The following is a 13,236-nucleotide window of genomic DNA, read 5'->3' on the forward strand; positions in this document are numbered from 1 at the left end:
GGAGATAAATATGGCAGTTTTTGGAAGATTTACTAGAAATGCAAGATTCTCATTTCAAATAGCCGAGGAAGAAGCTAGAAGGATGTTTAAAAGTGAAGTTGATCCTTCTCATGTGTTAATCGGCATTTTAAGCGCAAACACTACTAAGGCCTCCGAAATTTTAAGACAAAATGGTCTTGAGATGGAAGCTCTTAAAGAAATGGTTGAAAAATTATCAGTGCTTGACGTGAAAAAGCAAGAGGACATATATTATTCAGCAAGTTTAAAATATGTGATAGAAGAGTCCATCAAGATGGCAAATCAATCTGGTGCGCCAATTGTAACGACTGAGCACATTTTATATTCAATTGTAAAAATGAACGAAGCGCCTGTATCTATCATACTAGATAGATTTGGTGTAGATAAAGATAAGGTTTTATCATCATTATCAAGTTATCTAAATAGCCTTAGAAGCTTTAATCAAGGCGGCTATCAAGAAGATGATGGCTTTGATGAGGAGACAGAGGGTGATGGCGAAGCGCTTCAAAAGTATACATTGGACTTAAATGAGCTTGCGATTAAGGATAAGATAGATCCTGTAATCGGCAGAGCATCTGAGATTGAAAGACTTATTCAAATACTTATGAGAAGGACAAAGAACAATCCAGTTCTAATCGGTGAGCCCGGTGTCGGCAAGACAGCTATCGCTGAAGGTCTTGCGCAAAGAATTGTTTCGGGAAATGTTCCTGAAATTATTAGAGATAAAAAGATATTCTCCCTTGACTTAACTAGTCTAATTGCTGGATCTAAGTACAGGGGAGAGTTTGAGAGCAGAATCAAGAATTTACTTGAAGAGCTTAGACAAAGAAACGATGTAATTTTATTTATTGACGAAATTCATACTATAGTTGGAGCAGGCTCGTCTGAAGGCTCGCTTGACGCGTCAAACATACTAAAACCATATCTTACAAGAGGCGAGATACAAATAATTGGCGCAACTACTGTTGATGAGTACAGAAAATATGTCGAAAAAGATGCGGCTCTTGAAAGAAGACTACAAACTATTTTAGTTGAAGAGCCAAGTGAAGAAGACGCGATAAAGATCATAGAAGGTCTTAAAGACAAGTACGAAGCGCATCACAGAGTTTTAATCTCAAACGAAGCCATCGAAGCGGCTGTGACATTATCAAAGAGATATATTTCAGATAGATATTTGCCAGACAAGGCCATAGACCTAATCGACGAGGCTCAATCACTTGTTAGAATGAAAAATTATGTTAGACCACTATCACTTAAGGAGATAGAGGACGAGCTTAAAGAAATTTCATCCGAAAAAATTCAAGCGATTCAAGCCCAAGACTTCGAGAGAGCAGCTCAATTAAGGGACAAGGAGCGCGAGCTTAAGGACAAGATGGACCTAGACAGGACTGAGTGGAAGCAAAAATCAGAGCTAAACAGCATGAAGATAGGTTTTGACGATATAGCAAGAGTTGTCTCAAAATGGACTGGCATTCCTGTTGAAAAACTTAGTGAAGAAGAAAAAGAAAAACTTTTAAATCTTGATAAGAATTTAAAAGCAAGGGTCATAGGTCAAGACGAGGCTATAGATGTACTTAGTCACTCAATTAAGAGAGCGAGAGTTGGGCTTAAGGACAAAAACAAGCCTATAGGCAGCTTTATCTTCGTTGGACCAACCGGTGTGGGTAAAACTTATCTTGCAAAAGCACTTGCAGAGAGCTTATTTAACGATGAAAACGCCATGATACGTATAGACATGAGTGAGTACATGGAAAAGTACAGCGTATCTAAGCTTATAGGCTCGCCACCAGGCTATGTTGGCTACGATGAAGGCGGACAGTTAACTGAAGCGATTAGAAAAAAACCATTCTCAGTAGTATTATTTGATGAGATTGAAAAAGCACATCCAGATGTTTTTAACGCTCTATTACAATTACTTGACGATGGTAGATTAACTGACTCAAAGGGAAGAACTGTAGATTTTAAAAACGCAGTCATAATCATGACAAGTAATGTTGGTGCAAATAGATTCAAAAAGCAAAATACTTATGGTTTTGGCGATGCATCTAGTGAAGAAAAAAGCGAAAAGAAGAAAATTTCTGAAATTGCAAACGAAGAGCTTAAAAAGACATTTAGACCAGAATTTTTAAATAGGGTTGATGATATCGTTGTATTTAATCAATTAAAAGAAAATGATATAGAAAAAATTGTTCATTTGATGGCGGAAGACCTAAAGGCAAAACTTAAGGAGATGGGCATAGTTATCGAGATCGACAAGTCTGTTGAAGACGAGATCGCTAAGAAGGGCTTTGACCTTGAATATGGAGCAAGACCTTTAGAGAGAACATTTAAGAAGATGATAGAAGATAGATTATCTGAAGAAATTTTGAAAAATAATGTTTCTAAGGACAAGAGCATCACTATTTACTACAATGGCAAGGAATTGGAATTTAAAAATGGCAAAGAAGAAGAGCTTGTACAAGTGTAGCGAGTGCGGCTACGAATCTAGCGGCTACTTAGGTAAATGTCCTGAGTGTGGTTCTTGGGGCAGCCTAAAAGAAGTCATGGAGGATACGAAAAAAGCGGTAAAAAAAGAAAAAAGCATAAAAAGCAAGGCAATGCAGCTAAAAACTGTAACTTCGTCAAACTCAGATAGGCTCAAGACAAGTTTCGAAGAGTTCAATAGAGTTATGGGCGAAGGCATAGTTAAAGACTCAGTTACCATACTTACAGCAAAACCGGGCGCCGGCAAAAGTACACTTCTTTTGCAAATAGCGAACGATGCTTGTAAAAAAGGACTTAAAGTTTTATACGCATCAGGCGAAGAGTCTGAGAGCCAGATAAAGCAAAGGGCAGACAGGATACTTGATACTATCGAGGATGACTTATATATAATTAGTGATATGAGCCTTGACAATATTAAGGAAGAAGTCCTTAGAGTCGACGCTGACATGGTAGTTGTTGACTCGATACAAACTGTCGAGCTTGATGAGTACAAGCCATCTAGACCAGCTTCACCAACACAAACAGTTGAGTGCGCCTATGAATTAGTTAATCTTGCAAAAAATATACAAAGGCCTCGTATAGTCTTTATTGTTGGTCAAATGACAAAAGATGATGAGCTAAGAGGTGTGAGAACCCTAGAACACCTTGTAGATACCGTTTTAATTATGGATACTTATCAAAATGATTCACTAAGGACCATTGTTGCGAGCAAAAACCGTTATGGAGCTACAGGCGAGATGGGCTTTATGAATATGCAAGAAAAAGGCCTTGTATCTATTGATAATCCAAGCGAGTATTTTGTTTCTGCGAGAAAAGAAAATAATTTCCCTGGCAGCGCCATCACCGTAAATATGGAAGGCACTAGACCAGTCATACTTGAGGTAGAAGCACTTGTAACTAAGTCATATACACCATATCCATCGCGTATAAGCGAGAATATGTCTAGAGAAAAACTAAATACACTTCTTTCAATCATGGAGAAGAGATTAAATGTTGATATGTTTGATAAAAACGTCGTAATAAAGTCAATGGGCGGACTTAAGCTTAAAGAAGACGCATCAAACCTTGCGTTAATCGCGGCAATTTATTCACAGCTAGTGAATAAAGTATTAAGCTCGGATACTGTGTATATAGCTGATATATCATTAACAGGCGAGCTTAAGAAAGTGCCTCAGCTTGAGAGAAGACTTAAAGAAGCTGAACGCATGGGCTATAAAAAAGCAGTGATTAGCAGCGAAGCAAAACTATCGACAAAATTTACAAAATTAGATTTAATTAAATGCTCTTCCTTAATAGATGCACTAAAAATTTGAAAAAAATATCTATTTAAGGCTTGACAAATATAATATAATATGATATTATAAAACTTTACTTTTTGTCTCTCTTGTGATATAATATACTATAGGTATGAAATTATCATCTAAAGGAAGGGGAGGCGAAAAGTATGTATGAAGTAGGAGATATGGTTTGTTATCCAATGCATGGAGCAGGCATCATAGTAGACATAGAAAAAAAGGAAATCTTAGGCAAAAAAGAAGATTATTTTGTTGTGAAATTACCTATTGGCGCTATGAAGGTTATGATACCTGTAAAAAATGCAGAAAAAAGAGGGATAAGATCAATCATTGATAAAGACAAGTTAAAAGATGTCATTGAAGTATTAAAAGAAGAACCGACAAAGATGAGCACTAACTGGAACAAGAGAGTTAGGGATAATACTGAGATTTTGAAGGGCGGAGACATCTTCGAAGTCGCTAAAGTTTACCGTAACTTAAAAAGTTTAGATGATAAGAGGAATCTTTCCACCGGAGAAAAAAAGATACTTCATGACACAAAAAACATTTTGATTAGTGAAATGATACTTTCTTCCGGCAAATCATACGAAGAAATTGACAAAATTATCTACGAGGCAGTAGAGTAGGAGGAAAAATGTTTAAAAAAATTATGAAAGCTGTCATGTTCCTCATAGGAGCAGCAGCAGGTTATGGCGTAAGTTTATTAGCCACAAGCCTTGTCCCAGCATTTCATGATTACAGTATCTATGTATCGGTATTTTTATCTGTTTTATTTGCAATTATTTTTTATTTATTGTCAGATACTGTATTCGACAAAATTATAAATGTTGGTGACAGGGTTGAGATTGAACTAAGAAGGTTCACCAGCTTGGACCTTATCTTAGGTTTAGTAGGTTTATTAGTTGGACTTGTTATAGCATTTTTGCTATCGCAGCTCGCTATGAACATAGGCATACCAGTACTTGGACCGGTTTTATCCGTTATATTCTATATACTTTTCCCATATATAGGGATTATAGTTACAACTAGAAGAAAGGATATCTCAAATATTGGTGAGAAATTTACTCAAAAGAGTACTGTAAAAAAATCAAAGAAAAAAGACACAGAACTATATAAAATTCTTGATACATCTGTTATAATAGATGGTAGGATTAAAGACATTGCTAGCTCAGGTTTCATCGAGGGTACACTAGTTATACCAAAGTTTGTCTTGCAAGAGCTTCAGCACATAGCTGATTCGGCGGATGATCAAAGAAGAAAAAGAGGTAGACGTGGTCTAGATATACTTAAGCAAATGCAAAATGAAGCAAAAGTTGATATAGAAGTTTCTAGTGAAAAGATAGATAATGTAGAAGAGATTGATGACAAGATACTTGAACTAGCATCTATGATGAACGCAAAAGTACTTACTAATGACTACAATTTAAATAAAGTAGCTCAAGTAAGAGGCATAGAGGTGCTTAATATCAACGAGCTTGCTAATGCAGTTAAACCAGTGATACTTCCAAGCGAAGAGCTTGAAGTTGAGATAGTTAGAGCAGGTAAGGAAAAGAACCAAGGCCTTGCTTATCTATCTGATGGAACCATGATAGTTGTTGAAGAAGCTAAGAAGAGGATAGGCGAAAAGCTTAAAGTTGAGATAACAACAGTGCTTCAAACAGCTGCTGGTAAGATGATGTTTGCGAAAATTAAAGAATAGTTGGAGGAAATTTCATGATAGAGAATAAGTTCGTCTCGGTTATAATTGCCGCTGCTGGCATGAGTAACAGGATGGGCTCTAAGATTAACAAGGCTTTTCTGTTCATAAATGACAAGCCAATACTTGCTCATACCATAGAAAAGTTTGAAAGATCAAAGTACATCGACGAGATAATTATTGTCTGTAAAAAAGACGAGATAGATTACACAAGAAAAGAAATTGTTAATAGATATAAATTTACTAAAGTCGTTAACATTGTTAAAGGCGGTAAGGAAAGACAGGATTCAGTTTATAACGGCATCAAAGCCATTAGCGTTAATGCCGATATAGTTTTGACACACGATGGAGCAAGACCTTTTATAAGGACGGAGACCATTGATAAGGCTGTTGAAACCGTTCTAAATTGTGACGCCTGCGTTGTTGGAGTTAGAGTTAAGGACACGATAAAATCAGTTAACGAAGACGATACAGTTCATCATACACCAAAGAGATCACTTTTGTGGCAAGCGCAAAGCCCGCAATGCTTTAAAAAAGACATTTTGCTTAGAGGCTACGAGCACGCGATAAAAGAAAATATCTTAGCTACAGATGACTCAGCACTCGTTGAATTTGCTGGAGTTGAGGTAAAGATGCTTGAAGGTCACTACGATAACATCAAGATAACTACACCAGAAGATTTAGTTATAGCTGAGATCTTCAATACTAATTGGAAGAAAAAGCTGAAGAGCACAGGAGCGTTCTAATGGATATAAGAATTGGTAATGGCTTTGACGTTCATAAACTTGTCGAAGGCAGAGATTTAATACTTGGCGGCGTAAAGATAGAGCACGAAAAAGGTCTACTTGGTCACAGCGACGCAGATGTCTTGATACACGCGATTATGGACGCCATCTTAGGAGCTATGGCTAAGGAAGATATAGGCTATCACTTTCCAGACACAAGCGATGAGTACCTTGATATCGACTCAAGAGTGCTTCTTAGAAGGGTTTATGCCATGGTCAAGAAAGAAGGATACACTATTTCAAATATAGACGCGACTATAATGATGCAAAGGCCAAAATTAAGACCACACATAGATGAGATGAGAGCGAATATTGCAAAAGACCTTGAACTGAGCATTGACAGAGTGAGCGTAAAGGCTACAACTACAGAAAAACTTGGCTTCGAAGGAAGAGAAGAAGGCGTTAGTTGTATGGCAAGCACTATACTACTAAAGTAGTATTTATTAAGAAAAAATTAAGATAATGTTAAATAATTTTACAATTATACTTAAAAGTGGTATAATATCTATGGTAAAAATTTAAGGGGGTAATACACATGAAAAAATTATTATCATTAGCTTTAGTACTTGTACTAGCATTTTCACTAGTAGCTTGTAAGAAAGCAGAAGACAAACCAGCAGAAAATGCTGATGCAACTGAAAGCGTTCCAGCAGACCAAGCTGATAGCGTTCAAACAGGAGAAAAAGCAACTATGACAGGTGATGAAGTAGTAGCACTACAAGCAGATGCTGAACAAGAAGGCAAATACGTTATCGTTGACGTAAGAAGCGCTGACGAATACGCTGCAGGTCACATCAAAGATGCAAAGAACGTTCCACTAGATGACATCAAAAACGATCCATCAGTTCTAGACGCTGACAAAGACAAAAAGATCGTTTTATATTGCAACTCTGGTAAAAAATCTGGAGAAGCTCAAGATGCTTTACTAGCAGCAGGTTACACAGACGTAGTTAACGCTGACGGCGTTAAGACTTATGAATACGATTTAGTAACTGAATAGTATTTAAAATCAAATGAGAAAGAGCGAGTGATCGCTCTTTTTTAATGCAAAAATTTATTAATATTAATAAGATTTTATTATATGTGCCCTCTTTACTTGATGAATGCGTAAGGAGGGTATCTCTTTGTAAATAGTAAATGAAAATTCAATTGTACTTATAAATATGGTAAAAACACATTTATCTTCTGAAAATTTATATTATTTTTACATCTATATATTCTTACTATAATATTTATCTCATAGAATAGGTCTCGTAGAAAATATTTATTAACTGGAGGTAAAAATGAAGAATTTATTTAAAAGAACATTATTGCTACTTATGGCGATACTTATGTTTATCTCTCCACTCAATGGAGTCATAGCAGAAAGTAATAATGAAGCTATCGTACTTGATAGCGGTGAGGCAAATAGCGAAAATAATTAATTAAAATATATTAAGTTATACTGCCCTTCTTTATTGAACACATAGTAATGAGGCATTTATTTACAAGTAATTTACAAATAGCTGATGTATCCATTATATTTTCATAGTATCATGAACAGGAATTGCGTAGAAAAAGTAGCAATTTCAAAATAAAAATGTTAAATATTTTGATATTGCTAATAATAGGGAGGATAAATTGAAAAAACTAATTAACACAGTACTTGTAATTATATTAATAGCAATATATATTTTTTACAGAAAAGTCGATTTTGGAGAAGTAAGGTGGGATAACAAAAACGTCCATTACGTTAAAGCTAAAGTTCTAGAAGTTTTAGAAGAAGATTTAAGTAAAAAGTATAACTACTTAAATGTTGGAAGTCAAAAACTAAAAGTTAAGATACTAGAAGGAAAAGAAGCTGGAGAAGAGAAGATTATTGATAACACATTGTTCAACACTAGCTCTATACTTGCTAAAAAAGGAACAAGAATTATATTACTTATAGATTCACCAGAAGGCGTTGAACCATATTATACAGTGTATAACTATGACAGAAGCATTGCTATAGCCATATACATAGGACTTTTTATACTCCTACTTTATGCTGTAGGCAAGAAAAATGGACTAAAGAGTGCATTAGCCCTGATTATTAGTATATATATCATAGCACTTTATATGCTTCCTTCTATATATATAGGAAGACCAATAATACTAGTTACCTTAGTGACTATCTTATTAGCAAGCATATACTCAGCAGTAATAATATTTGGTTATTCGCTAATAGGTTTGGTTAACATAATTTCGATATTTATATCTTTTATAATAGTCGCAGTTTTATCATATTTGGTATCGATAACGGCACATCTAACAGGCTTTGTTGACCCAAATGCTGAAGGCTTATTTTATATAGTAGAAAAAACTGGAATGCAATTACAGTATCTTTTCTTTGCAGGCATTACAATATCGACATATGGAGCAGCAAAAGACGTGTCCGTGTCAATAAGTTCAGCTTTGCTAGAAATAAAAACTTTGAACAAAAATATGGGCTCTAAAGACTTGTTTAAATCAGGAATGAATATAGGTAAAGACATAATCGCTACCATGGTGGATACACTTATATTTGCTTTTATAGGTAGCTCTCTTACAACAGTACTTTCACTGATGTCATACGGCGTGCAATTCAACCAGCTTATTAGCAGTAACTTCTTTAGCATGGAACTTGCCAATGGTTTGATTGCTACAAGTGTTGTAGTTATGATGGTACCTATATCGGCATACATTTCGAGTCTAGTATACAACATTGAAGATAAGAGCATGATAAGGAAATTTTTAACAAAATAAATTAATTCTATTCAAATTCATATCAAGTTTTAAGGAGGAAAAAAATGAAAACAAAAAGAATTGTAAGCTTAGTATTAGTTTTTCTAATCTTATTAAGTACTTTTTCATTCGATTTGAAAGCAAGTGATGCTGTCACAAATGAAGAAGTCATAAGAGAAGATAATGAAGAAAAGCTTTCAAATGAAACAAATGAAGAAGAAGCAAATTCACCAGTAGATGAAAGTCTATCAGAAGAAAAAGAGGACGAATCAAGTGAAGAGACTAGGGATGATACTGTTTCTTTCAATGATAATTGGACATATTTTGAAGATGGAGTAGATCCATCATCAGATCCAGAACATAATACGTGGGCATTTGGTCAATACAATAAAGATGCTGCTGCTGCCAAAACTGGACAAGCACCTTTTGGAGCAAAAGAAGGAAAAGAGTACGTTAAAGATGGATTTATAACAAAGACTTTATTAAGACACTATCTTGATGATAAAAAAACAGTTCCTACATATTTTTTTGTTAAGAAATTTAATGTAGATGATACAATGTCATTATCGAATAAATCTTTAAAGTTTGACTTAGCTTATGATGACGCAGTCATCGTTTACTTAAACAGAGATGTTATATATAAAGCCAATGTTCCTGATGCTGGATATACACAAAGTGTTGAATATGGATGTAAAGAAAAGGTAGGTAAGCCCAAAAAAGTAGAAGTAAGTATTGCGTTTTCAGACTGGCAAGAAAAGCTAACAAGTGGAGAAAACTATCTAGCTGTAGAATTGCACCAATACTCTGATAAGAGTTCAGACATCTACTTTGACATGCAAAACATCAGATTTGAAGATGAAGCACAAAAAGCCACATCTGAGAATGAATTTGCTACACCAGTATTGACTATAGGAAGCAATCCAAGTGAGAGAAATTTCACATGGTACAACAAAGTTAATGCTACTGGATATGTAGAAGTAAAAGAGTTTGGAGACAGCAAAGGCAAAATATTTACAGCAGAAGCTAACGAAAACAATCGTAAAAAAGGCTTTGTTAACTACAAAGCAAACATTAAAGGTTTAAAAGCAGATAAAGAGTATGAACTAGTATATTGGAATGGAGAGAATGGCACTAAGTCAGAAGCAGTAAATTTCAAGACAGCTAAAGAAGGAGACTTCTCGTTCTTCTTAGTAGGTGACCCACAAATTGGTGCGGGCGGCAACAAAGAAAGCGATGCACAAGGTTGGGACAAAACATTAAACATCATGAAGAAAAGAATGACTGATGAAGGAACAAATTTTGCCTTCCTACTAAGTGCTGGTGATCAAATTAATAGCTACTCAAGTAATGAGGATGAATACGTGGGCTTTACCGAAAGAGACGGACTAAAGGGAATGACGTTGGCACCAGTTATTGGTAACCACGATGGAGAAAATGCTACTAGAAATGGATTTTTTGAACACTATACACTTCCAGAATTCGGTAATGAAGGTAGAGCAGATTATGCTTATGTATATAATAACACCTTATTTATTTCGCTAGATTCTACTTATGGAGTGCATCAAGCTGAACATAGTGATTTTGTAAAGAAGACAGTTGAAAAATACAAAAACAAAGTAGACTGGAAAGTATTAACATTCCACCATGCAATCTATTCAGTCGCAACACATGCAGTTGATAAAGACATACTAGATAGAAGACAATATATTCCAAAGCTAGTTAAAGATAATGGTATAGATGCAGTTCTTATGGGACACGATCACGTATATGTAAGAACACACTTAATGGATGGTACAGAGCCAATAATAGAGTGGAAAGATAGCGTAGAAGGTAAGGCACCAAGTGAGTATATAAATCCTAAGGGAGCACTATACATTACAGCAAACTCTGGCTCGGGATCAAAATTCTATAGAATACAAAACGAAAAATTTGATTATGCAGCAGTAAAAAACCAAGAAAAAGTTCCTAACTACTCAGAAATATCAGTTACAGATACTACATTTAAAGTTGTTACCTACAGAACAAGTGATGGATCAGTAGTTGATGAAGTAACACTTAAAAAAGAAAAAGCTTATGCTCCAGTTCTAACTATTGGAAAGGATCAAAGCGAAAGAAACTTCACATGGTATAGCGAATCACATGATAAAGGACATGTAGAAGTAAAAGAAGTTAAAAATCCAGAAAGCGTACAAAGCATAGAGTGCGATGCACACGAAGACAATAGAAAAAAAGGCTACGCAAACTACAAAGCAAACATTAAAGGTTTAAAAGCAGATACAGAGTATGAACTAGTATATTGGAATGGAGAGAATGGCACTAAGTCAGAAGCAGTAAATTTCAAGACAGCTAAAGAAGGAGACTTCTCATTCTTCTTAGTAGGTGACCCTCAAATAGGTGCAAGTGGCAACACAGCAAGCGATGCACAAGGTTGGGATGATACACTAAACATCATGGCGGAAAAAATGCAAGACCCTAATAAAAACGTTGCCTTCTTGCTAAGTGCAGGTGACCAAATCAATGATTATGACGATAATGAAGATCAATACAAACAATATATTCATAGAGCTGGACTAAAAGGAATGACCTTGGCACCAGTTATTGGTAACCACGATGGAGAAGGTAATGCGAGAAGCGGTTACTTCGAGCACTTTGCTTTACCAGATTTAAATGAAAAAGACAGAGCAGACTATGCTTATGTATATAATAATACCTTATTTATTTCGCTAGACTCTACTTATGGATGGAATGCTGCAAGACACAACGATTTTGTAAAAAAGACAGTAGAAAAATATGAAGGAAAAGTAGATTGGAAAGTATTGACATTCCACCACGCAATATACTCAGTTGCATCACATGCTAAGGATGATGATATATTGGATAGAAGACAATATATTCCAAAGCTAGTTAAAGATAATGGTATAGATGCAGTTCTTATGGGTCACGATCACGTATATGTAAGATCACATTTGATGGACGGAACGAATCCATTAGTTGAGTGGAAAGATGGTGTTGAAGGACAGGTACCAAGTGAGTATATTAACCCTAAGGGAGCGCTATACATTACAGCAAACTCTGGTTCAGGATCAAAATTCTATAGAATACAAAAAGAAAAATTTGACTATGCAGCAGTACAAAACCAAGAAAGAGTTCCTAACTATTCAGAAATAACTGTTACAGATAATACTTTTAAAGTAGTAACATATAGGACAAGTGATGGAACAGTAGTTGACGAAGTAACACTTAAGAAAGAAAAAACTCAAAACCCAAATCCAGATCCTCAACCAAACCCACAACCAAATCCAAATCCAAACCCACAACCAGAACCAAATCCTGATAACGATAATACTATAATTATACCGCCATATGAACCTGATAATAGAGATGAGCATAGCTATATACCAAGAAGACCAAGAACAGACAAAACAGAAGAAAAGAAAGAAGAAACAAAGACTATTGAAACAAATACAAAACCTATAGAAAAAACAAAACTTAGTCCAATAGAAGTAGCTGATAAAGTCTTGCCAGTTAATTTTACAGACATAGTCAATGAAAGAAGAAGAGATGCCATCATCAATCTTGCTTCAAGAGGCGTTTTAGCAGGCATTAAAAAAGATAAGTTCATGCCAAACACAACAGTTACTAGAGCCATGGTAGCTGCAGTCTTCATGAGAATATCAAAAGATAAGTTTATAAACACAAGTATGAGCGCAAAAGATATAATGATGAAAGACTGGTACTTCAATTCAGTTAAGTGGGCAATGACACATGGTATTGTAGCCGGATACCCAGACGGATCATTCAAGCCTATGAAAAAAGTAAGTAGACAAGAATTAGCCGTTATGCTTGAAGGACTACTTAAACTATATAATATAAATATGCCTAATACTGTTGACGTTGAATATAGCGCATATAGCTATCTACCAGCATGGAGCCGCGATGCAGTTATAGACGTAGTTAGAAAAGGCTTGTTAGAATTAGATCAAGATGGCAAACTTGGATACGATAAAGAAGTTAGTCGTGCTGATTTTGCATACGCAATTGATAAGATAGTTGAGTTTGCACTAAACAATTAGTTTTTAATAAAGATATAGCTAAGAATAATTGATATCTACCCTCTTTACTTGATGAATGAGTAAGGAGGGTATTTCTTTGTAAAACTATATTAAATAAAAACCAAATACTTTACTCACACTTAACATATTGCACATACAACATT

General features: G+C 35.2%; 10 protein-coding genes. All 10 read left to right on the forward strand.

Going from position 1 to position 13,236, the window contains the following annotated elements:
- Nucleotides 1–10: 10 nt before the first annotated feature.
- The 10 genes from AC2UOP_RS04345 to AC2UOP_RS04390 all read left to right on the forward strand — a co-directional run bounded on the left by AC2UOP_RS04345 (nucleotide 11) and on the right by AC2UOP_RS04390 (nucleotide 13,093).
- On the forward strand, nucleotides 11–2,485 hold the full coding sequence (locus AC2UOP_RS04345) for an ATP-dependent Clp protease ATP-binding subunit (protein ID WP_484832763.1): 2,475 nt from the start codon (nucleotides 11–13) through the stop codon (nucleotides 2,483–2,485).
- Nucleotides 2,454–3,815 carry a DNA repair protein RadA gene (gene radA / locus AC2UOP_RS04350; protein ID WP_484832764.1) on the forward strand — a complete coding sequence of 454 codons (1,362 nt, stop codon included), beginning with the start codon at nucleotides 2,454–2,456 and terminating at the stop codon, nucleotides 3,813–3,815. The genes AC2UOP_RS04345 and radA overlap by 32 nt, the downstream gene beginning before the upstream one ends.
- 131 nt (nucleotides 3,816–3,946) lie before the next feature.
- Nucleotides 3,947–4,423 (forward strand): CarD family transcriptional regulator, encoded by a 477-nt coding sequence (locus AC2UOP_RS04355; RefSeq protein WP_019214095.1) that lies wholly within the window; start codon nucleotides 3,947–3,949, stop codon nucleotides 4,421–4,423.
- An 8-nt stretch (nucleotides 4,424–4,431) separates the two neighbouring features.
- On the forward strand, nucleotides 4,432–5,496 hold the full coding sequence (locus tag AC2UOP_RS04360; RefSeq protein ID WP_019214094.1) for a PIN/TRAM domain-containing protein: 1,065 nt from the start codon (nucleotides 4,432–4,434) through the stop codon (nucleotides 5,494–5,496).
- Nucleotides 5,497–5,510: 14 nt separating this feature from the next.
- Nucleotides 5,511–6,239, forward strand: coding sequence for a 2-C-methyl-D-erythritol 4-phosphate cytidylyltransferase (gene ispD, locus AC2UOP_RS04365; RefSeq protein ID WP_085839614.1), 729 nt, complete (start codon nucleotides 5,511–5,513; stop codon nucleotides 6,237–6,239).
- Nucleotides 6,239–6,715: a 2-C-methyl-D-erythritol 2,4-cyclodiphosphate synthase gene (ispF, locus tag AC2UOP_RS04370; RefSeq protein WP_085839613.1), complete on the forward strand. Its 477-nt coding sequence runs from the start codon at nucleotides 6,239–6,241 to the stop codon at nucleotides 6,713–6,715. The genes ispD and ispF overlap by 1 nt, the downstream gene beginning before the upstream one ends.
- A 98-nt stretch (nucleotides 6,716–6,813) precedes the next feature.
- Nucleotides 6,814–7,278 carry a rhodanese-like domain-containing protein gene (locus AC2UOP_RS04375; RefSeq protein ID WP_085839612.1) on the forward strand — a complete coding sequence of 155 codons (465 nt, stop codon included), beginning with the start codon at nucleotides 6,814–6,816 and terminating at the stop codon, nucleotides 7,276–7,278.
- A 283-nt stretch (nucleotides 7,279–7,561) separates the two neighbouring features.
- Nucleotides 7,562–7,702 carry a hypothetical protein gene (locus AC2UOP_RS04380; RefSeq protein ID WP_019214090.1) on the forward strand — a complete coding sequence of 47 codons (141 nt, stop codon included), beginning with the start codon at nucleotides 7,562–7,564 and terminating at the stop codon, nucleotides 7,700–7,702.
- Between the two features lie 196 nt (nucleotides 7,703–7,898).
- Nucleotides 7,899–9,041 carry a YibE/F family protein gene (locus AC2UOP_RS04385; protein ID WP_106018534.1) on the forward strand — a complete coding sequence of 381 codons (1,143 nt, stop codon included), beginning with the start codon at nucleotides 7,899–7,901 and terminating at the stop codon, nucleotides 9,039–9,041.
- A gap of 44 nt (nucleotides 9,042–9,085) precedes the next feature.
- The gene (locus AC2UOP_RS04390; RefSeq protein ID WP_484832765.1) at nucleotides 9,086–13,093 is read left to right on the forward strand and encodes a metallophosphoesterase; all 4,008 of its coding nucleotides are present in this window, start codon (nucleotides 9,086–9,088) and stop codon (nucleotides 13,091–13,093) included.
- Nucleotides 13,094–13,236: the final 143 nt, after the last annotated feature.

The sequence above is a fragment of the Fenollaria sp. genome, from assembly GCF_057222035.1.

Bases quoted from the DNA above. Each gene is read 5' to 3' on its own strand.
- ispD (WP_085839614.1), top strand. From the start codon at position 5,511: ATGATAGAGAATAAGTTCGTCTCGGTTATAATTGCCGCTGCTGGCATG.
- radA (WP_484832764.1), top strand. From the start codon at position 2,454: ATGGCAAAGAAGAAGAGCTTGTACAAGTGTAGCGAGTGCGGCTACGAA.
- AC2UOP_RS04375 (WP_085839612.1), top strand. From the start codon at position 6,814: ATGAAAAAATTATTATCATTAGCTTTAGTACTTGTACTAGCATTTTCA.
- AC2UOP_RS04380 (WP_019214090.1), top strand. From the start codon at position 7,562: ATGAAGAATTTATTTAAAAGAACATTATTGCTACTTATGGCGATACTT.
- AC2UOP_RS04355 (WP_019214095.1), top strand. From the start codon at position 3,947: ATGTATGAAGTAGGAGATATGGTTTGTTATCCAATGCATGGAGCAGGC.
- ispF (WP_085839613.1), top strand. From the start codon at position 6,239: ATGGATATAAGAATTGGTAATGGCTTTGACGTTCATAAACTTGTCGAA.
- AC2UOP_RS04360 (WP_019214094.1), top strand. From the start codon at position 4,432: ATGTTTAAAAAAATTATGAAAGCTGTCATGTTCCTCATAGGAGCAGCA.
- AC2UOP_RS04390 (WP_484832765.1), top strand. From the start codon at position 9,086: ATGAAAACAAAAAGAATTGTAAGCTTAGTATTAGTTTTTCTAATCTTA.
- AC2UOP_RS04345 (WP_484832763.1), top strand. From the start codon at position 11: ATGGCAGTTTTTGGAAGATTTACTAGAAATGCAAGATTCTCATTTCAA.